A 20,949-nucleotide genomic window follows, 5' to 3' on the forward strand; every position below is an offset into this window, starting at 1 on the left:
CGTGACTACTCTTGCCAGGCTGAAATGGTCGGCGGCCAATCTGTACCGGGCGCTGCCGCGCAGCCGCGCCGAACTGGCGAGCGACCTGGACCGCCGCTGGCAAGTGGCCAAGCAGGCCGGTCTAAAGCAGATCGTGATCGACGCCGGCGTGACCGCCGCGCATCTTTTCCGGCTCGGCCAGGACATCGCGACCCTGGTCCTTCCCGGCAAAGCGGCGCCGCGCTACGGCAGTTTCGCTTTCGGCATCCACCCGCGCGACCTGGCCGACGTCTACCGCCATTATCCTTTCTTCCGCTACTTGCCGGAAAGCCTGACCAAGGAGATCTGCCGCTATTTACCGCCGACCAGGCTCTCGACGATCGAAGGGCTCGTTTCGCCCGTTAACGGCAAGACGCTGATCGGCCAACTTCTCACCACGGCGCAAACGCCCGACCTGATGCTGGAGGATGGCCGCTGGGCGGCGATGCACGCGGTCCTGTTGGCCAGGCTGGCGGACAAGCTGGGGATCGGGATCCTGGGGCTCGGCGCGCTGCTGCCGTCTTTGACCCGTTACGGCACAACGATCAATAAACACGTTCCCGACCTGACCATCACGACCGGGCACGCGTATACCGCGCTGCTTGTCGCGCAAACTGCGCTCAAAGTTTCCGGCCTGGTCGCTCCCAACCGGAGCGAACTGATCGCGGTGGTCGGCGCCGGCGGCTCGATCGGCGCGGCCGCCAGCCTGATCCTGGGCGAGAACGGGGCCGACCGGCTGCTGCTGATCGACCGGGATATGAAACTGGGTAAGGCGCAAACGACCGCCCAGGCGCTGACGGCCAAAGGGGTCGAGGTCGAAGTGACGAGCGACCTGGCGCAGGTCAGCCGGGCCGGCATTATTATTTCGGTCACCAACGCGGATAAGATGCTGATCAGGGAAGAATTATTGCGGCCGGGGATGATCATTATCGACGACGCCCAGCCGGCGAACGTCAGCCAGGCGCTGGCGGCCCGGCATCCGGAGATCGCGGTCCTGAAGGTGCTGGCCAAAGTGCCGGGCCTTAAGCCGAACTTCGATTTCGGGCTCGGCACGCCGCCCGACGTGACCTTTACCTGCCTGGCGGAGACGACGCTCCTGGCCGCGGCCGGCTCGCGGCGGAATTTCGCGACCAGCAATATCGACCCGGCCTGGATAGAGTTCCTGGCGCAGATCGCGCAGGAGCAAAAAGTGGCGCCGCCGGACGTTTTCTACGGCTTCAACGGGCGGGAGATAACCTCAGCCGAGCTGCGCGACAAATTCGGCCGCTTTTTCGACGCAGCCAAGGCATGATAATTGCCGCTGCCCCCTGATCTCTGTGCAGTTTAACGAACCGGCCTGCTCGAGGAAGAATTTTTCCAGGTCCGCGACTTTATCCGGGTAATGTTTGGCGAGGATATCCTTGGCCGCGGCGTAGGCGCCGCAGAGGCCGCCCGGGGCGTTGCCGCTGCCATGACCAAGATATTTGCCGACTTCGGCGTCGCTGAAGCCGAAGCGCTCCTGGAAAGCGGCGACGACCGACTGCGCGCAGTTCAGCCGCCCTTTACCGCCTTTACCGATATAATGTTCGCGGGCTTTTTTGCCGTACATATAAAAATGGTGGAGCTGAGGGGAGTCGAACCCCTGTCCGGAAAGGTAGACACGAGAGCTACTACGAGCGTAGTTTCAATTATTTAGTTCGCTTAAGGTTTGACCCGAAACGAGGAGATCCCTAAGCTATCCGTTCTATTTTTTAGCCCCCCGGCCGGCCGGAGAAACCGAAAGGCGATCCGGATTATAGCGTCCGACTCAAGCTTACCGGAGAGCTCAAGGGACGGGCAACTTAATTAATTAAGCTGCGACAGCGGCGGGCGCGAGCACTGAAGTATTAGTCCAGGCCCACTGCACGCCAGCTAGTGCTTCTTTTACGTCTGCATTTAGGACGTTGGCGACCGTGTTTAACGAGGCTTATCGCACCCTCGGCTCGCAACTCGCGCGGCCACACTCCCCGTCAAAACCCTTACAGCCCCACGCGGATGGTCTCTTTGAGGAGACCGAGAAAACCTTCGACCTGGTCGGCGTTCATGCGGCCGAGGATCTCGGCGAACTCCTGCCAGGCCTCGGCCTCTTCCATCAGTTCCTTGTTGCTCTTGATCTTGACGATCTCGTCCTCGATCTCTTTCTGGAGCTTCCGGTTCGCTTCTTCCAGCGCCCCCTGGGCGTTGGTCATGCCGGTCTCGGAGATGACGCGATCGATGATGTCCTCGAACTTCAGCTCTTTTTCCTTCGCTTCGGTCGCCAAAAGGGCGAGCCGGGTGGCGAGGGCGTGGGTGTCGAGCTCGGGGCCGCGGCCGATGCCGGGCTGCAGCGGCGCCTTGACGGCCGGCTGCGGCACCAGCTTTTCTTCCGGCCCTTTCTGCGGCTTGATCTCTTTCGGGCTGATCGGCGGGGTGAACGGCCGCTCGCCCGGTCCCTTGATGCTCATACCACTCTCATCTCCTTTAACACGGTCTTGGAGATCGTTTTGGCCAGCGCCTGGATCTTCTCTTCCTCGGCCGGAGTGACCGGCTTGGTCTTCAGGGAGAACATCTCTTCCCGGACCATTTTGGCCTCTTCGGCGTTTAGGTCGGCGACGGTATATTTACGGTTTGTGCTGATCTTTTCCACGGTGAGCTTTTCCTTTAAAAGCGCTCGCAATTTCTCTTTCAGCTTCTCGACGTCTAAGGGTGTCACGTTTTTCGTACTTCTTTTTGGCTTTGGCGAGGGCCAGGTCAACCTTTGCCCAATTACCATCAAAGTATACCTTAAGAGGTACGAGAGTCAATCCTTTTTCGGCCGCTTTTGACGACAATTTCACCAGCTCTCGCTTATTCAATAAAAGCTGGCGCTTGCGCAGCGGATCGATCTTGTTCTGGTCGGCCGCGGAGTAGGGGCTTATATGCATATTATGGAGCCAGATCTCCCCTTTGTCCGCCCGGGCGAAACTGTCTTTGAGGTTGGCGTTGCCGAGGCGGATCGACTTGACCTCGTTCCCCTGCAGGATCAGGCCGGCCTTGAAGACCTCGATGATCTGGTAGTCGAAGCGCGCCTTGCGGTTCTCGGCCGCGACCTTAAAGTATTTGCTCAAGGCCGTAGACCAGGCCCTTTAGCCCCTTGATCTGGCGGATCGCCATGATCACGCCGGGCATGAACGATTCGCGGTTCAGCGAGTCGTGGCGGATGGTCAGCGTCTGTCCCAGGCCGCCGAAAATAACTTCCTGGTGGGCGACCAGCCCCGGCAGGCGGACAGAATGGATCGGGACCTGTTTCCCCATTAAATGCCCGGTCTTGATGGCGGTGCCGGACGGTTTGTCCACTTTGCTTTCGTGGTGGAACTCGATGATCTCCGCGCTCGGCATATACTTGATCGCCTCTTTGGCGAAACGCATCATCAGAACGGCGCCGATGGCAAAATTGGGGGCGACCAGGCAATTGACCTTGAAGTTCTCGCACAGCATCTTGATCTCGTGGAGGTTCTCTTCCGTCAGGCCGGTCGTGCCGACCACGGCGTGCGCCCCGCTTTCCAGGATCGTCCGGATATTCCCCATGGCCGCTTTCGGCAGGGTAAAATCGACGACCACCTCCGCTTTGGCCTTTTTGACCGCGCCGGCCAGGTCGTCGCCCAGGTCGGTTTGCGCCACGAGCTCGAGGTCGGACTCGTTTTGCACGGCCTTGACGGCCTCTTGCCCCATCTTGCCTTTGGCCCCGTTCACGATCACTTTAATTTTTGCCATGTTTCACCCCTGTTGATCCGAACCCGCCGGCGCCCCGGTCGGTGGCGGGCAGTTCAGCGACTTCCTCGAACGCGATCCGCTCGATCTTGTTAATGATCATCTGGGCGATCCGGTCGCCCCGCTTGATGACCAGGTCGGCCTTGCTGTGGTTCATTAATATGACCCCGACCTCGCCGCGGTAATCGGCGTCGACCGTACCCGGCGTGTTGAGGACGGAAACACCCTGTTTCAGCGCCAGGCCGGAACGCGGCCGGACCTGCGCCTCAAAACCAGCGGGGATGGCGATCGCCAGGCCGGTCGGCACCAGCTTCCAATCGCCCGGGGCAATGACCAGTTCCTTTTCCACCCCGGCGTAGAGGTCCATCCCCGCCGCGTGCTCGCTCATGTATTTAGGCAGGGGAAGCCCCGCGCCGTGCGGCAAGACTTTAACCTGGACCTTTAACATTTGATCTCCTTGAACGGCAGCTCCGCCAGATCGCCGATGACGGCCAGCGTCAGGTACTCGTCCCGGAAATACTGGTTGGCTAACTTAATTATATCATCATTGGTCACTTTATCGATCTTCGCGAAGAGCTCGTCGATGGTGACGTTCCGCCCGTAATAGAGCTCCGATTTGGCGATGTAGCCCATTCGGGCGGAACTCGATTCGAGGCCGAGGACGGTCGTCCCCTTCAGGTTCTCGACCCCCTTGGCCAGTTCCTCTTTGGTGATCCCCTCTTTCTTGATCAGCCGGAACTGCTGGAGGATCAGGTCGACGACCTGGGCCAGGTTTTCCTTGCTGGTGCCGGCGTAGGTGTAAGCCAGGCCGAAATCGCGGAACGGCGAGGTGGTGGCGTAGATCGAGTAGGCGAGCCCCCGTTTTTCCCGCACTTCCTGGAAGAGCCGCGAGCTCATGCTGCCGCCCAGGATATTGTCGAGGACGGCAAAGGCGAAGCGGTCTTCACCCAGCTGCGACGGTCCCCGGCTGCCGAGGCAGAGATGGGTCTGCTCGGTCTTTTTGTACTTCAGAGCGAGCGTCCCCTCGATCTTAGGCTCCGGCTGGAAATGGGGGACCGGCCCGCCGTTAAAACTTTCCAGGTACGGCTTGAGCAGCTCGATGACGTTCGGCGGGATCGCCCCGGCCAGCGACACGATCAGGTTCTGGGGCGAGTAGAAGCGTTTGACGTAGCTGACGATGTCGTCGCGCCCGGTTGCCCGGATCGCCTCGGCGTGGCCGATCGTCGGCGCGCCGAGCGGATGGCCGTGCAGGATCTGTTCGGCGAAGTAATCGTGGATCAGCTCGTCGGGAGTATCCTCGTACATCTTGATCTCCTCGAGGATGACCCCCTTTTCGGTCTCCATCTCCTTGGGGTCGAACACCGAGTTCATGATCATGTCGCAGAGGACGTCGATCTGGACGTCGAGGTGGCGGTCGAGGACGACGGCGTAGTACATGGTCACTTCTTTGCTGGTGTAGGCATTCATCTTGCCGCCGACGGCGTCTAAGGCGTGGGCGATGTCGAACGCGGAGCGCTTTTTCGTCCCCTTGAACATCAGATGCTCGATGAAGTGGGAGATGCCGGCCTCGGCGGGGAGCTCGTTCCCCGAGCCGACATTGAACATCAGCCCCATGGCGATCGAGCGCATGGTCGGGATCTCCTCGGTCACGATCCGGACCCCGTTGGGGAGGATAAACTTATTAGCATTCGGTAAAGCGTTCATTGGTATAGTCCTTTCGCCTTGATGTAGGCGGCGATCCTTGCCGGTACGAACTTACTGACAGGTTTACCGGCTTTGAGCCGGCGGCGGACCTCCGAAGCCGAGACCGCTTCTTTCAGCTTTAGCCAGTGGACTTTGTCGGTCTCTTTCAGCAATATCCGGCCCCTGGTCCCCGGCCGGGTGGCGACAATGAATTCGCAAAGCGTAAAAAGCTCGAGCGGCTTTTTCCAGCCGCGGATCTCATTCAGCGAATCAAGCCCCATGAGATAAAAGAGCTTTGCCCGCTGACCGTATTTCTGCCGGAGCGCGGAAAACGTGTCGACCGCGTAGGAGAGGCCGGGGCGGTCGACCTCGAGCCGCGAAACGGACCAGCGCTTTTTTCCTTTAATGGCCAGCTTGACCATGGCCAGGCGGTATTTCTTGTCGATCACGGTGCCGGCCGCCTTGTGCGGCGGGTTGCCGGAGGGGATAAACACGACTTCATCGAGGGCGTATTGCGCCTGAGCGGCCATGGCCAGGGCCAAATGCCCCTTATGCACCGGGTTAAAAGTCCCGCCCATGATGCCGATCCGTTTCATGCGCGGACCTGGCCGTTCCCTTCCACCAGGTACTTGTAGGAAGTCAATTCCGCTAATCCCATTGGTCCCCTGGCATGCAGTTTTTGGGTGGAGATGCCGATCTCGGCTCCCAGGCCGAACTCAAACCCGTCGGTAAAGCGGGTGGAAGCGTTGACGTAGACCGCCGCTGCGTCGACCTCCGCCTGGAACCTGGCTGCCGCTTTCTTATCCTTGGTAACGATCGTTTCCGAGTGCTTCGTCCCGTATTTGTTGATATGCTCGATCGCCGCCTCAACGCCGGAGACGACCTTAACCGCCAGGATCAGCGCCAAAAATTCCGTTGACCAGTCTTCCTCCGTTGCCGCTTTAACCATTGGATCGATCTTCCTGACCTCTTCATCGCCGCGGAGTTCCACCTTGGCTTCCTTCAGTCTGGCAAAAAGTGGCGGTATGAATACCGCCGCTACTTCCTGATCGATGAGCAGCGTCTCGATCGCGTTGCAGACCGAGGGGCGGGACACTTTCGCGTTATAGACGATCTCCGTTGCCATCTTGAGGTCGGCGCTCTTTTCGACGTACGCGTGGCAGTTCCCTTCGCCGGTCTCGATGACCGGGACTTTCGCGTTCTTAACGACCGACTGGATCAGGCTCCGGCCGCCGCGCGGGATCAGGACGTCGACGTATTCCCGCGCCGCCATCAGCTCTTCCGCCGTCGCTCGCTCGGTATTCTCGATCAGCTGGAGGCACCCTTTGGGCAGGCCGGCGTCGTGGGCTGCCCCGGAGATGACCCGGGCCAGCTCGATATTTGATTTGATCGCGTCGCTCCCGCCGCGCAGGATGACCGCGTTCCCCGACTTGAGGCAGAGCGCCGCCGAGTCGACCGTGACGTTGGGCCGCGCTTCGTAGATGATGCCGATGACGCCGAGCGGGACGCGGACCTTCTTGATCTTCAGGCCGTTCGGCCGTTTCCCTTCCGCCAGCACTTCGCCGACCGGGTCGGGGAGCGCCTTGACGGCGTTGAGCCCCTCGATCATCCCGGCGATCCGCTTGCCGTCCAGCGCCAGGCGGTCGAGCAGCGCCCGGGATAGACCTTTTTTGTCGCCCGCTTCCAGGTCAAGCGAATTGGCGGCCAGGATCGTCCGGGCGTTCTGTTCGAGCGCCGCGGCCATCCGTTCCAGGGCATAATTTTTCACTTTCGTCGGGGTCACGGCGAGCTGGCGCGCGGCGAGCTGGGCGGCGAGGCCTTTTTGGGCGACTTCCGAAGAGTTCATGGAGAAATTATAGCATAAAAAAAGGGCCCGCCGTGAGGCGGGCCCTTAACAGGCCGCAGGGAAAACGCCGCTTACCGGTTGTTGTCCGGAGGCGTTTGCTCGGTCGGGACGATCAGTTTCAGGATGTCGATGCCCGCAGACGCGCCGCCGTAATTGGCGCCGTTGAGCTGGCCCCAGCTGCCGGTGACCGAGAAGGCGTCGGCGCCGCGGAACCAGGAGGGATCGAAAGTGTAGGTCAGGTTGCCGTAAACGTTCTCGCCGCCGTAAAGCATCGAGAAGTTATCGCTCCAGCCGGCGGTGACGTCGAACTTACCGCCCCGGTAGTTGCCCAGGTTGAAGCCGACGCTGCCGCTGACGTTCTGCTGGTCCGCCCAGTTCTCCCGGCTCAAGGCCGAATAGTTGGCGGCGACGTACCAGGGAACTTGGAGCAGGTTGAACTGCATATTGCCGCCCGCGCTCCAGCCGGTCGCCCCCTCGTAAGAGTAGGCGTCCATGCCCGGCATCAGCTCGGGGACCGCGAACCGGGCGTACGGGCTGTAGGAGCCGTTCGCCGTGATGCTGGGGGCCCACTTGCTGGTGGAGTATTGGGAAACGTCGAGGGTCAGCGAACCGCCGGTCCAGACCGAGTTGTTCCGGCCGCTGAACGAACCTTCCGGCAGGACCCCTTCGTCCCAGGTGAACCAGGCCTGGCGGTATTCGCCGTAGACCCGGCCGAGCAGGCCGCGGGTGCCGAAGTCGGAGTTGGCCGCTAGGCCGCCGGTCGTCTGGTGCGTGATCCCGTCGAAGTACCAGCGGTTCTGCTCGGCATAATCGCCGCCGTTCAGATTATAGCCGCCGTAAATGTCGACCGGGACGTGCGGGATCAGGTGGAGCCGGTTATTGATATTGACGTCGAGCGCGCCGAGGTTGGTGTCGGGCGCGTCGAGCGTGTAGCGGCCCTCGTACTGGGCGCGCAGGTTGAACTGCAGCTCCCAGATCCGCTGGCTCCAATTGACGAGCGGGTTGCTCAGTCCGAAGATGGTGACCCAGTCGTTGGTCGGGTCAAGGTCGTTCGGGTTGCCGAGCCGGAGCGTGACATTAAGGTTCTCGGCGTCGGCGGCCGGCTCCTGGCCGAGCGGGACGGACGGTTCGGTAACGTGTCCCCCTTCAACGGTCAGCGAACCGTGCAGCATGTTGTAAACGACGTCGGCGGCGCGCTGCCAGCCGGTCAGGGCGGTCGATTCGCCGGCCGGGTTCGGGTTAGCTGCGTCGCAATCTTCGTCGGCCGCGTCGGCCTTGTGGTCGCGATCGTTATCAAGACCGTCGGTGCAGTTGGTGTTGAGCGTGACGACCGGGGGCGGGACAACGACCGGGGCCAGGACCCGCAGGGAAGAAGTGAAGACCACCTGCAGGCGGCCGTTGGTGGCGCTGGCAACCCGGATCAGCCGCTGGTTCTCGACTTCGGCGGTGGCCGGGTCGTCGATCGCGGCCTCGGGTTTAACCTCGACCTTCAGGGTGATGGTCTTTTTGTCTTCGCTCAGGACGACGGAACCGGCGACCGGGGTCAGGTTCGGGTCGAGCTGGTCGCCCAGCATGATCTCCACGACCGGATTGGCCGGGAAATTAACGCCGGTAATGGTCATGTCGACCGTGACCGGCGCCGTGCCGCGGGTGATCGTGTCGGGGGAAACCCCGTTGATCGCCGGGCACCAGGCCTCGGTCGGATCGATGTTGCAAAGGGCGATCTTGAGGTCGACGTTGTTGTTAACGTCGGTCAGATAGCTCTGTTCCAGCTGGGTCTGGAGCTGGACCTGGTCGGCGGCGGCGGCCAACCGGAAAAGGGTCCGGACCGCCCGGGCGTTCGGGGTCAGTTGGGTCGGGATGTTGTTTTCCGGGTTGTTACCGTTCCAGATATTGTTGCAAACGGCAACCGACTCGGGCGTGCTGATGCCGTTCCCTTCGACGCATTCCGGTTCGGCGCCCAGGCCCATCATGGCGTTGGCGATGTAGCCGACGACGTCGAGCAGATAGAAGCCGGCGATGGCCTTCCCTTTTCTTTCCGCGCTCAGCGAGGAGCTGGAGAGGGTCGGCAGCACGCCGTTCAGGTCGGTGTTGGAAGCGTCGTCGGTCAGCAGGGTGGACGCGACCGAGTTCGGTGTTTGGTACGCCGTCGCCTGCGGGAAAATATCAGGCAGCTGGCGGCGGACCTGCGGATTGAGATAGGTCGGCAAATTCTGCCTGGCCGGATCGTTACCGTTCCAGACCCGGTCGCAGTTCGTGCCGCGGGCCTCGCACTCGCTTTGGCCGGAGAGATTGGACATCGCGCTGGCGATGTAACTGATGGTATCCATCAGGTACATGCTGGCTTTGACTTGCGCTCTCTGTAATGGAGTTAAGTCTGACATCAATTTTCCTCCTTATTGGCAGCTGGCCGCTGACGGGTTATTGCGGCAGCAGCCGGAGAGCATGACACTGGTCTTGCCGGCACAAGCGTCTTCCCCGACCGGCGGCTCAATTACCCGTGCCGCTTCGCTGTTATCGGTCGCGCTGGAACAATCCGGGTCGTCGCCGTCGATCTTGCCGTCGCGGTCGTTATCGAGGCCGTCGGCGCATTGCGGTTTCCGGACGCCGGTGACGCTGAAGTTCTGCAGGGTCTGCAGGAGGAGTTCGCCGAACTTGATCAGGACGCTGCGGGAACCGGCCGCGGCTCCGCTATCGATCTGGACGGTGACCGGCAGGGAGGTGACTACGCCGTTGCTGGTGACCGGGGTCCCGTAGGTCGGGGTGATGCCGGCGCCGAAATCGATGGCGAACTCTTGGGCCAGAGCGTTGTTCTCGCCCAGGATGCCGGTCATTGACCCGTTAAAGGTGATGGTCAGTTCCTGGCCTTGCTTGCCGCCCGCCGGGGTCATTTCACAGATCTGGGAGAACGGATAGTAAGGGGTCAGGATCTGCTGCCGGGTCGCGGCGTCGATGGTGCCGGAGCTGAGGCAGGAGACGACCGATTCGGCCGAACAAGCCATGGAGCCGGCGTTGGCGGCCGGGAACTTGGTCTTGATCTCGGCGATCAGTTTGAGCAGGCCCTGCTTGGTCACGCCGCTCAGGTTGACCGCTTTCGGATAACCGGGCTCGCTGTACACGATGGTCCAGTAGGCGAGGCCGCTCGGTTCGCTGGAAGAGCAGAGGGTATTGTAGCTGCTCTGGTCGGCGGCCGAGAGATTGCTGAAGAGGACGGCGTCGGCGCCGTGGGCGGCGTTGAGGGCGATGGCGAGCGCCTTGACCAGCTCGAGCCGCTGGTTGTCGTTGAGGCCGGCGACGGCGTCGCGGACCTGCAGGTCGACCCCGGACATGTTGCCGGCGGCCCCGAAAACGGTATCGCCGATCTTGAGCGCCTGGTACTTGCTGTTGACCAGGTAGTTGGCCACGGCAAGCCAGAGATTGGGGTTCTTTTCCTTGAGGCTGCATTCGTTCAACTTCGGATCGATCGAAGCCATCACCGCGTTAAGATCGGCGCGGCCAAGCGCGATCGGCTCCTCGTTCGCCGGGACGACCGCCTTGGAGGTGGCGTCCTTGCTTTCCTGCGAGCAGGCCGAAAGGGACGGGGACGGGGTCCAGAAAATACTCGAAATATAGTCGATAACGCTCATCTTTTTTTCCTCCTGGATTTTCTCATTCCGGATACCCGGATCACCGGATACCCACTCCTATTCCATATATATATCGGCCAGTTGGCCGGGAAATTTCACTTAATTTGGGCTTATTTTCCCCCGAACAAGACCAGTAAAGCGGCCGCGTAAACCCTCTGCCATGGCGGTTTTCTCGGACCGGCTATAGGCGGCAGCCTCACTCCTTTTTATCGTTAAAAACCAAGAGGAATTTCGTTTTAGTGTCGAAATGTACTACACAATATTAAGCGTGAGCGTGGCAATGGAATTGCTGGGGAGGGGAAGTGAGGAGTGAATAGATAGGAGTGAGGGGACAGAGCGTTAGCATCTTCCTTCTCCTTACTCCTTACCATTTACTGCACTAGGCATGCACAAGGAGGATTCCCATGTTTTTGTTTGAAAAATTGGCGGTATACCAAAAAAGCGTTGATTTCGCGGACAAAGCAATTTTCGTCTGTGATGAGGTCCAAGACAGGGCTTACGCGCCGCTTAAAGACCAATTGCGAAGGGCGGCTTTGTCGGTTCCGCTTAATATTGCTGAATCCAACGGGCGCACCCATTACCGTGAAAAAAAGCAGTTCTATTTCATCAGCCGGGGATCGCTGCATGAATGCATACCGATAATCGAGATCTTATTAAGGAGAAAAAAGATTGGCCCTGATGTTTTTCGCTCTCTTTACGATCAGGCAGAAGAAATCGCCCGCATGTTGGCCGGTCTGATCGATAGCCTGGAAGAGCGATAGCCACTCCTTACTCCTAACTACTTACCGCGTAGAGCATGCGCTAGAGAGTAGTGAGTAGTGAGGAGATGTTACGCGTAGAGGAAAAGAAAAAGGGGGCGACCCTGAGGTCAACCCCCTTTGTTTGACTAAACTAGGCTCGGTTTACGGATTGAGAGCGACGTTGTCGACCGCGCCGCGGATCGTCGGCTGGGTCTCGGTGCCTGGCTTGAAGCCTTTTTCCCAGGTGTAGAGATCCTTGATCTTGCCGCCGGCGAGATTGGTCTTGCCGAGCATCTCGACCGATTCGGAACGGACCAGGGCGTCTTTCGGCCGCAGGCGGTTCCGTTCGACGTACTTGAGCATGCCGTTCTCTTTGGCTGCCTGGATGTACTTGGCCGCCCAGTGGCTGGTGGAGACGTCCCAGTACGGCTTGCTGTCGACTTCGGCTAACTTGGCCTGGTCGAAGCGGACGAGGACGGCGATCCCCTCGGCCTTGTTGATCTTGTTGTTCGGGCGGAAGGTCTTGTCGGGATAACCCTTGATCAGCCCTTCGCGCTGGGCGATGTCGATGTACTTGGCCGCCCAGAAATCGGGCTTCACGTCTTTGAACGCCTGCCGGGCGCGGCCGTCGGGGATCTTGATCCCTTTGGCGCGGACGAGCAGGGTGGCCAGCTCGGCGCGGGTCAGCGCCCGTTCCGGCTTGAAGTTGCCGTCGGGGTAACCCTGGACCAGGCCGACTGTGGCGTTGTTCTCGATCGGCGACTTGGCCCAGTAACCATCCGGGACGTCGGCGAACGAGTTGAGGCGGACCAGCCGGGATTCCATCAACGCCGTGGTGCCGGCGCTGTCGGAGGCCTCGACCTGGACCAGCTTCTTGCCGTAGTTATTGACCGGAGCGACGGCCGAGAAAGAGCCGTCCGGAGCGACGGCGACGTTGGCGCCGTTGACCTTGATCGTCAGCGGGCCGGTCGGTTTCCCTTCGTCACCCTCGATCACTTCGACCTTCCCCTTGACCGGGACCTGGTCTTCGTAAATGACCTGTTTGTCCTTCGGCTCGGTCAGGGTGATCTTGAGCTCGCGCTTGCGCGGTTCGCCCAGGTACCCGATCGAGAAGTAATGGGTGGTGTTGTCGCCGATCCCATTATAAGGATGGTAAGCGTAGTCGAACGAGACGCCGGAGACCTTGACGCCGACGCCGGCCGTCAGGCTGCTGTTGTCGCTGCCGACGCGCAGGGCCAGGTTATTGACCGGCCAGAACTCGACGCCGAGGTGGGTCTCGCCGTTGCGCGCGCCGCCCGGGAAGTAATCGTAATCCGCCAGGGCGTAGAGCTTGCGGGCGTTGTTGGCGTAAATGGCCGTGCCGTCCTGGCCCAGGACGTTGACCTTGGTGCCGAGCTTGATCGTGGCTGGCAGGTTGTCCGACTGGCCGCTCGACTTGGTGATCTTGCCCCCCATGGAAGCGGGGATGATGTTCTGGGCGTTGACGCCGACCATGATCGATTCGGTGACCGGGACCAGGGCCGCGACGTCGGCATCATAACCGGAGCCGGCCGCCGTGCTGACGCCGGTGCCGTCGCCGCCGACGCTGTAATACTTGAAGCTGCCGCCGACCAGAACGTCGCGGTCCAGCTTGAGCCCGAACTGGCTTAAATATGTACCGTAAGAGAGGAACATGATGTTGTTCCCCCAGCGGCCGGAACCGAGCGAGGCGCCGGTCGCGTCGGTCAGCGGGATCTCCGCGACCGAGGAGCCGATGTAGCCGGCCCCGATGGCCGCTTTCTCGCCGTACGGGTAAACGCCGCCGACGACCATGTAGCTGACGTCGCCCATCAGCGACGAGTACATGCTGGACAGTTTGGGGGTGGCGATGCGGCCGAGGCCCGCCGGGTTCATGAAAATGGTGTCGCCGTCTTCCGCCATGGCGACATAGGCCTTGCCCATGCCGAGCGCGCGGGCGCCGACGCCGATCGACATCGGGTCGTTAACGTACCCTTCGGCCAGCGCGGCGGTAGCGACGGAGAGAGCGATGATGATGAGCGCAATAAGTTTCTTCATGTTTATCATTCCCGTATATATATCGTAATATTTCTTCATGAATTTCACCTTACTGCTTGACCACGAGGATCTTGCCCCTCGCGATCATGGTCTTGGTATCTTCGTTGATCACTCTCAGGATGTACGCGCCGTCGCCGACGAGGGCGCCGTTCAGGTCCTTGCCGTCCCAAGTGGTCTGGTTGGTGCCGGTGAGCGCCTGTTTCGCCACCTGGTGGGCGGTCATATCGAAGATGTAGACGCCCAGGTTCGTCGCGCCGGTCGGGTTATTGACCGCGATGGTGACGACCTGCGCGTTCGGGTTGAACGGGTTCGGGTAGATGGTGGCGATATCGCCCCCCGCGACAGCCGACGTGACCTGGAAGCCGGTCGTGTTCGACTGCTGGGCGGTGACGGCGCCGGCGACGACCGCGATCCTGGTCGCCTTAACTTCGTAGGTGCCGGCGGCTGCCAGCCGCGGGATGATGGCGATAATTGCCGTGTCGCTCCAGCTGACGATCTCCGCGTTGTAGGAGACATTGCTGACGATGTTCTGGAACGCCAGGTAGCTGGAACCCTGGGCCGCGCCGAAGCGGACGCCGGTCACGCTGACCCGGGTGCCGGCCGGGGCCGCGCTCGGGCTGATGCTGACGATGATCGGGGCCGAACCGGCCGTGCTGACGGCGAAGGTGGCCGAGCCGCTCGCGCCGTCGACCGTGACGGTGGCGTCGCCGGTGGCGGCGCTGGTCGCGATCGTGATATTGGCGCTGATGCTGGTGCCGCTGCCGGTCGCCGAATTAACGGTGATGCCCGGGTTACTGAAGTGGACGGCCGAGACCATGTCGCCGCTCCAGGTGACGTCGGCGCCGCTGATGGTGACGTCCATGGTCATCCCCTGTTCGCCGGCGGCCGGCGCGATGCCGGTCACCCGCGGGCTGACTGTCCCGGCGACGGTGAAGACGACCTGGCCGTAAGGCGCCCAGTCGTAATTGGCATTGGAGCTCTGGCTGTTGACGTTGACCAGCAGCTGGCCGGTGGTCGCGCCGGTCGGGACGGCGACAGTGAGCGTCTCGTTGGACGACGTCTGCGCCAGGGCCGAGGCCGCGGCGCTGGTCCCGTTGAAGCTGACGCTGTTGCTGGCGGCGGTCCCATGGAAGCCGGTGCCGGTGATGGCGACGCTGGTGCCGACCGAGCCGGAGTTAGGCGTCACGTTGTAGACCTTCGGCAGGATCGTGAAGGTGCCGGTGCCCGAACCGCTCGGCGTAGTGACCCGGATGGTCGCCGTGCCGGCGACGGTGTAGGTCGTACCGACCACGTGCGGGACCAGGACCTGGATCTTGCCGGCATCCCACCAGAAGACGATGTCGCTGGTGCCGGAATCGGGTAGGGTGACGTAGGAGCCGCCCTGCGACATCAGTTCAACCGAACAACCGGACGGCGCGGAAGTCGAGCCGCTGCCGGTGAAGTTCGTCCCGATGATGTCGATCGTGTCGTAGACGTAACCGGAGGTCACGGTCGTATCTTTAACCACGATGCTGGTGATGGTCGGGGTCACGACCGGCGTGGAGCTGACCGTCAGATTATAGGTTGCGGTCCGCGTGACGCTGCCGCCGACACCGGTAATGGTGATCGGGTAGGTGCCGACCGGGACGGAGCCGCCGACCGCGATGGTCATGTTCGAGGACGCGGTCGGGCTGATGCTGGTCGGCGCGAAACTAACGGTCACGCCGGCCGGCTGCCCGGTGGCGGACAGGGCGACCGAGGTGGTGGTGCCGCTGGTCAGGGTGGCGGTCACGACCGGGGTAGTGCTGTTCCCCTGCTGGACCGTGCCGCTGGCCGGAGCGACCCCGAGCGTGTAATTGAAGGCCGCCGGCGGATTGACGGTCAGGGTGACCGCGATGGTTTGCGGGTTATTGGTCGCGTTGGCGTCCGTGATCGTGATCGTGTCGTTATAAGTACCGGCCGCCAGAGCGGAGGTATTATAAGTGACGGTGATCGTCTGGTTGGCGCCGCCGACGGCGATCGCGCCGCTGGCCGGAGCGACCGAAGCGATCCACGTTTGGGTCTTGCTGATGGTATAGTTCAGGGCCGCGGTGCCGCTGTTGCCGACCGTAAAGGTCTGGCTGGAAGCGTTGCTCCCCTGTGTCGCTGAAGGCGACAGGGTGGTGACCGACTTGGTGATGGTCGGCGCTAAACGCTGGCTGGTGGCAAAACCGGCGGGAGTATATGTATTGGAATAGCCGCTGCTGTAAAGTTGAGGGCTAGTAGGATTCCCATAATAAGTCCCCGTAGCCGGCGAGCCAGAGCCATTCCATGTTTCCCACACGCGAACATATAAATAAGTGCCGTTTGTAATGCTAAAACCGGAAGAAAAAGTGCCTGCTGGATTAATAGTTCCCGTGCCAACAATGGTGTCATTGCCGGTAGGAAGACCATTGGTTCCAGGTGCGCTAATGGTGCTGTCAGTTGATTGGATAACTTGCACGTAGGCGCCAACTGGCAGAGCAGCCCCAGAATGGTTAGTGATCCCAGTTATAGTGATAGAGCCAGTAGCTGCCATCGCTTCACTTGACAGCAAAACCACACTGAGAAGGGCGATGATCGTGAGCGCTCCTAACCTTTGAATATTTTTCATTTTGTTTAACATTTTTCCCTCCTTACCTAGTATGGCCTGGCCATTTGCCAGTTGGTAGACGAATTGACAAGATCTCTCAAATAATACCCTTTGCCTGGCTTAAGCATAAGAGAAGACGCATCCATAAAGCTTCCATCGGTCCATAAGGTTTCTTCTTTGTGGAATGCAAGTCCTGCAGCTCCCCCTTCGGCTTCCGCATTGCCTTTTAAGCGGAACACCCTAGATGCTTCAGCAATGTTCGTTGAATAATTTGTGCTGTTCAAACCAGCGCTAGACAAAGCGACCGGTACAGGATATGGCTGGCCGATCCAGTTAGGGTTAGCAGAAGGGCCGCCAGAGACTGTCATTGAGAAGTTGGCTTCCGGTAATCTACCTACCACGGTCATGAACCTTGAGGTGGAAGTAAAGTATCCGTAACCATGGCCGAGCTCAATGTTGGTAACTTTCGGAACAGCGGGCACAACCGGGAAGTCTTGCCAGCTTCCACTCGTAAACATTGACCCTTGCACGATCTCTTCGGAGTCATTAAACTTGCCGATCCAGTCATTGTTCTGAACTTGCCCTCCCAGAGCACTTTCTAAGGAATAATCAGTTAATTCCAGAGGGATAGACACAAAGAACCTTTCCGGTTCAGTTCCGACCGCGATATCGAATTTTCCGACCACTTCGGTTGTTAGATCGCTATTGACCAAGGTTGCACCGTGCGTGATGAGTTTGTAGTACTGGGCGGTTCCTGTGCCGACGGAACTCGGGATGGAGTACGTCCCAATTGTAACATTGTCGGCGACCTTAGTCCACGCGGCGGCGTCGGTCGTAAAGTAGCTGCTATAGTCGCCGGTGCCCGTATCGGCGGTGCAGGTGAGCGCGTAAATGTCCACGCCCAGGCCGGCCGGGTCGGTCGTCCAGGTCACTTTGATGCCGCTGCCGGCGGCCTCGCCTTCGCGGGTGATGCTGATGCTGGAGATCGGGTCGACAGGGGCCGTTCCCGGCAGCGCCGTGTCGGCGTTGACGCCAGGGGTCGTGTAGTCGACGATGCTCCAGTTATTGGAAGTATCTTTAATGAACGCGACATAGTAATAGGTCACGCCGTCGATCAGGCCGGTGTCGACAAAGTTGCGCGTCGCGCCCGGTTCGACCGGACCTTCGCTGTAAACCGCCGGCGAGGTCGGATCGTAGGCGAGCGGATAGGCGCCGGTGTAGCGCCGGACTTCGATCGTCGCCATGTCGTTGTCGACCGGGTTGGTCCAGGTCAGGGTCGACTGGGCGCTCTCGCCGTCGGCGGCGTTGAAATTGAGCACCTGCGCCTGGGTGGTCGGGTCTTCGTTCCCGTTCATCACCTCAAAGGTGTCGACCGCCGTCTGGGCGGAAGTGCCGCCGCCGGTGGTCACCGTAATATGATAGGTGCCGGCAATTAAGCTGGCCGGAACGGTCGCCAGGATCTTGGTGGCGGAAATGATGCTGGTTCCCGTCAGCGCGGTGGCCGGCGAGGTCTGGATGTTCGCGACCGCGCCGCTGACGAAGTTGGTCCCTTCGATCACGATCAGCGTGGCGGCGGTGTTCGGCGCGCGGCTCGGATAGATCCGGGTCACGGTCGGCACCGGGAGAGAATCCTTGACCAGCGTTTCGACCGTGCTGTTCTGGCCGAGCGGGCCGACGTTCGGGACTTCATCGTACGCCTTGATGGCGACCCAGATGTAGGTGGGCATGATCGGGCTGGACGGCAGGCCGGTCAGGACCCGGCTTTCGGTCGCGCCGCCGGCCACCAGACCGCTCCAGGCGGCGGTGTCGTAGGTGGTACCGGTCGTCGCGAAATTGTCGTTGGTGAACGGATTGGCGAACGGCGAGTTACTGGTCGCGTAGCGGACCTGGTAGCCGGCCACCGTGCCGGCCATGTGGTCGTCGCCGGGGGCGGTCCAGGTCAGGCTGACTTCGCCGGCGGAAGCGCCGGGGTTAGCCGTCAGGTTGCTGACCGCGTCCGGCGAAATGGTGTCGGGGATCACGACCCCGGGCGTACCGGTGTCGGCGTTGACCTCGGGAGAAACGTGATCGACCGCGCTCCAGTTGCCGGAAGTATCTTTAATGAAAGCGACATAGTAATAGGTGGTGCCGTTGACCAGGCCGGTGTTGACCTGGTTGAGAGCGGCGCCCGGGGCCGGGATGTCGGAATAGACCAGCGTGCCGGTCGAGCTGTAAACCGTCGGATAACTGCCGGTGAAGCGCCGGAGCTCGATCAGCGCCATGTCGCCGTCGGCCGGGTTGGTCCAGGTGACGGTCGACTGGGTGTTCTCCCCGTCGGTCGCGTTCAGGTTAACTACCTGCGAAGGCGTGGCCGGGACTTCGGTCCCGCTCATCACTTCAAAGGTGTCGGCCGCCGTCGGCGCGGAGGTGCCGTAGGTGTTGGTCACGGTAACGTGCCAGATGCCGACCACCGCGGTCGACGGGATCGTCGCCGTGATCATGGTCGGTGAATTGACGACCAGGCCGGTCAGGGTGAGCGCCGTCGGCGACTGCAATTTGGCGATATTGCCGCTGGCAAAGTTGGTGCCGATGATCTTGATCGTGTGGGCCGTCCCGGTCGGGCCGCGCCGCGGATAGATGTTGGTGACGGTCGGCACGGCGGAGAGGTTGTCCACGATGCTGAAGGCGTTGGTCAGGGTGCCGGTCTGGGTGTCGGGGTTGGTCACAACGACGTTCCAGAGGGCGACCGCGGCGGTCGGCGGCAGGTCGAACGAACAGTTGATCTGCGTCCCGGTGACCGAAGTCACCGTGCCGGTGATGGTGCTGGAGCTGCGGGTCAGGGCGACCGCGGCGCCGGTCTGGAAGTTGGAACCGGTGATGACCGCGCCGACGGTGGTGCCCCGCTGGCCGATCGACGGCGTGATGCCGGTGACGACCGGGGCGGTGCCGGATTGCAGGACGGTGAACCCGTTGGTCAGGGTCCCGGTCTTGGTGTCCGGGTTGGTGACGGTGACGTTGCGGGCGCCGACGGCCGCGCCGGCGGTGATCGTGACCGAGCTGATGGTCAGCTGGGTGGCGTTATTAAATGTAACAGTGCCGGCGGTGACGCCGCTGCCGCTGAAGCCGACGGTCGCTCCGCTCTGGAAATTGGTGCCGTGGACCTTGACGTTGGTCAGGGTCGTCCCCTGGACGCCGACCGCCGGTTCAAGGCTGGTCACGGTCGGGGCGGGCTGGACGTTGATGACGAAGTCGGCGCTGGAGCCGTTGCTGCCGTAGCCGACGACGTCGCCGTTGTTCCCCTGGCCGATCAGATCTTCGTAAGAGACGCCCCATTCGTAACCGCCGTTCTCAAAGGTGGCGGTGGCGGTGGGGAGGACCGCTTCCGCGACGGCGCCGGAGGCGACTTCCACGGTCGGGCCGAGCGTGAAAGTGGCGCCGGTCCCCGCCGAGCGGTAGCGGAAAGTGATCTTAACGTTGCCCCCTTCCGGATCGACGATCGAGGCGCGGGTCCGGACCTGGGCGGTCTTGGCGGTCGCGCCGGTCGCCAGCGCGGTGCTGTCGTAGTTGTACTGCGACATGGTCAGCGTCGAAACGTCGGGCGCGTCGTTGGCGACGTCGGCGTCGGTGGTGGCGGTGCCGTTAAAGAGACCGGTCGGGCTGTCGCTCATCCCGATCTGGTAAAGGTTCCGGTTCAGGACCAGGCCGTCGGACTTGAAGGCGGTGGTCTTCATCAGCGCGGCGGTGGTGGTCCCGGAGATGCCGGCGACGGCCTGCTTGTAGAGGCCGTTGGTCGTCTCGGCCGAGTTGTGCGCTTTCTTGAAGATAAGCCAGGCGCCGTCGGGCGAAACGAAGAACGAGTTCCAGCCGTAGCTGCCCGTAACCCCTGATTTAACGGTGCCGACCAGCGATTCGTCGCTGGTGCTGTAAACCTTGAGATCGGCGCCGTCGGTCCCGTTGACCGCGACAAAAAGCTTGCCGTTGACCACTTTCATATAGGTCGGGTAGGTGAGGCCGGTCAGCTTTTTGCTGTAGGTGATGGTGCCGCTATTATAATTGTAGACGTAGATCTCGCCCGCCTCGGTCTTGCGGGAGACGTAGATCTTGTACGACGCGGTGCCGGGGGTCACGGCGATGTCGAACAGGTTCGTTTTGCCGGCCAGTTGGTCGGTGACGTTGCCGAGCCAGGCGTTGGTCGACGTGTTGTACACGCGGAACCAGCCGACCCCTTTGTCCGCCACGAAGAGCCGGTTCTGGCCGCCGACGGCGAGGCCGGCAGGCGTGGAGGAAGTCGGGCTCCAGTAGGCGCCGGTCAGCTTGACCGGCGAACCGGTCGGCAGGCCGTTGCTGGTCAGGGAATAGGCCCGGACCTCGGAGGTGCTGCCGCTGACGCTTACATATAACTTATCGGCCGCGTCATTGAGCGCCAGGCCGTAGCAGGTGGCGCCGGCCGGCAGGGCGGAATTGGTCGAAGCGGTCCAGCCGACGGAAACGTTCTTGGTGTAGAACCGGACCCGCGCGTTGGCGTTGTCGGCGAACGCGACGGTGAAGTTATTCGGGTTGATCACCGAATTGGCCGGGGTGACGTCGGTAATGGCGGACGCCGCCACGGACAGGGCGGCGCCGAGCAAAACCAGCGCGACGGCCAGTATCCTGGAATATTTCATG

Annotated in this window: 16 protein-coding genes and 1 other RNA gene; 2 read left to right on the top strand and 15 right to left on the bottom strand. The window is 61.3% G+C overall.

What is annotated here, in order from left to right; translation table 11 throughout:
* Position 1 precedes the first annotated feature (1 nt).
* On the top strand, positions 2 to 1,309 hold the full coding sequence (locus tag WC529_03955; GenBank protein MFA5113436.1) for a hypothetical protein: 1,308 nt from the start codon (positions 2 to 4) through the stop codon (positions 1,307 to 1,309).
* Here the strand turns inward: WC529_03955 and WC529_03960 are convergent.
* From WC529_03960 to WC529_04015, 12 genes are all read right to left on the bottom strand, one after another.
* Positions 1,256 to 1,606 (bottom strand): C-GCAxxG-C-C family protein, encoded by a 351-nt coding sequence (locus tag WC529_03960; protein MFA5113437.1) that lies wholly within the window; start codon positions 1,604 to 1,606, stop codon positions 1,256 to 1,258. The genes WC529_03955 and WC529_03960 overlap by 54 nt on opposite strands.
* A 7-nt stretch (positions 1,607 to 1,613) precedes the next feature.
* Positions 1,614 to 2,025, bottom strand: a transfer-messenger RNA (tmRNA) gene (ssrA, locus tag WC529_03965).
* Positions 2,016 to 2,480: a hypothetical protein gene (locus tag WC529_03970; GenBank protein ID MFA5113438.1), complete on the bottom strand. Its 465-nt coding sequence runs from the start codon at positions 2,478 to 2,480 to the stop codon at positions 2,016 to 2,018. The genes ssrA and WC529_03970 overlap by 10 nt, the downstream gene beginning before the upstream one ends.
* Positions 2,477 to 2,662: a hypothetical protein gene (locus WC529_03975; protein ID MFA5113439.1), complete on the bottom strand. Its 186-nt coding sequence runs from the start codon at positions 2,660 to 2,662 to the stop codon at positions 2,477 to 2,479. The genes WC529_03970 and WC529_03975 overlap by 4 nt, the downstream gene beginning before the upstream one ends.
* Positions 2,637 to 3,122, bottom strand: coding sequence for an SsrA-binding protein SmpB (smpB, locus tag WC529_03980; GenBank protein MFA5113440.1), 486 nt, complete (start codon positions 3,120 to 3,122; stop codon positions 2,637 to 2,639). The genes WC529_03975 and smpB overlap by 26 nt, the downstream gene beginning before the upstream one ends.
* The gene (gene dapB / locus WC529_03985; GenBank protein MFA5113441.1) at positions 3,106 to 3,768 is read right to left on the bottom strand and encodes a 4-hydroxy-tetrahydrodipicolinate reductase; all 663 of its coding nucleotides are present in this window, start codon (positions 3,766 to 3,768) and stop codon (positions 3,106 to 3,108) included. The genes smpB and dapB overlap by 17 nt, the downstream gene beginning before the upstream one ends.
* A complete protein-coding gene (dut, locus tag WC529_03990) occupies positions 3,755 to 4,213 on the bottom strand; it encodes a dUTP diphosphatase (GenBank protein ID MFA5113442.1) in 459 nt (152 codons plus the stop codon). The genes dapB and dut overlap by 14 nt, the downstream gene beginning before the upstream one ends.
* Positions 4,207 to 5,469: a pitrilysin family protein gene (locus WC529_03995; GenBank protein MFA5113443.1), complete on the bottom strand. Its 1,263-nt coding sequence runs from the start codon at positions 5,467 to 5,469 to the stop codon at positions 4,207 to 4,209. The genes dut and WC529_03995 overlap by 7 nt, the downstream gene beginning before the upstream one ends.
* The gene (gene nadD, locus WC529_04000; protein MFA5113444.1) at positions 5,466 to 6,044 is read right to left on the bottom strand and encodes a nicotinate-nucleotide adenylyltransferase; all 579 of its coding nucleotides are present in this window, start codon (positions 6,042 to 6,044) and stop codon (positions 5,466 to 5,468) included. The genes WC529_03995 and nadD overlap by 4 nt, the downstream gene beginning before the upstream one ends.
* Complete coding sequence (locus WC529_04005) at positions 6,041 to 7,294, bottom strand: glutamate-5-semialdehyde dehydrogenase (GenBank protein MFA5113445.1); 1,254 nt, start codon at positions 7,292 to 7,294, stop codon at positions 6,041 to 6,043. Before WC529_04005 ends, nadD begins: the two co-directional genes overlap by 4 nt.
* A 71-nt stretch (positions 7,295 to 7,365) precedes the next feature.
* Positions 7,366 to 9,678, bottom strand: coding sequence for a hypothetical protein (locus tag WC529_04010; GenBank protein ID MFA5113446.1), 2,313 nt, complete (start codon positions 9,676 to 9,678; stop codon positions 7,366 to 7,368).
* Between the two features lie 12 nt (positions 9,679 to 9,690).
* Positions 9,691 to 10,920: a hypothetical protein gene (locus WC529_04015; protein MFA5113447.1), complete on the bottom strand. Its 1,230-nt coding sequence runs from the start codon at positions 10,918 to 10,920 to the stop codon at positions 9,691 to 9,693.
* Positions 10,921 to 11,342: 422 nt separating this feature from the next.
* On the opposite strand from WC529_04015, the gene WC529_04020 reads away from it, so the two are divergent.
* Positions 11,343 to 11,681 (top strand): four helix bundle protein, encoded by a 339-nt coding sequence (locus WC529_04020; protein MFA5113448.1) that lies wholly within the window; start codon positions 11,343 to 11,345, stop codon positions 11,679 to 11,681.
* Positions 11,682 to 11,822: 141 nt separating this feature from the next.
* Here WC529_04020 and WC529_04025 read toward each other — a convergent pair whose 3' ends face one another.
* The 3 genes from WC529_04025 to WC529_04035 form a co-directional block, all read right to left on the bottom strand.
* Entirely contained in the window at positions 11,823 to 13,715 is a 1,893-nt protein-coding gene (locus WC529_04025; protein ID MFA5113449.1) for a PorV/PorQ family protein, read from the bottom strand.
* A 49-nt stretch (positions 13,716 to 13,764) separates the two neighbouring features.
* A complete protein-coding gene (locus tag WC529_04030) occupies positions 13,765 to 16,017 on the bottom strand; it encodes a T9SS type A sorting domain-containing protein (GenBank protein MFA5113450.1) in 2,253 nt (750 codons plus the stop codon).
* A 335-nt stretch (positions 16,018 to 16,352) separates the two neighbouring features.
* The gene (locus WC529_04035) at positions 16,353 to 20,948 is read right to left on the bottom strand and encodes an IPT/TIG domain-containing protein (GenBank protein ID MFA5113451.1); all 4,596 of its coding nucleotides are present in this window, start codon (positions 20,946 to 20,948) and stop codon (positions 16,353 to 16,355) included.
* Position 20,949 lies beyond the last annotated feature (1 nt).

Source organism: Candidatus Margulisiibacteriota bacterium, from assembly GCA_041650855.1.
Lineage (GTDB): Bacteria > Margulisbacteria > WOR-1 > O2-12-FULL-45-9 > XYB2-FULL-48-7 > JALOPZ01.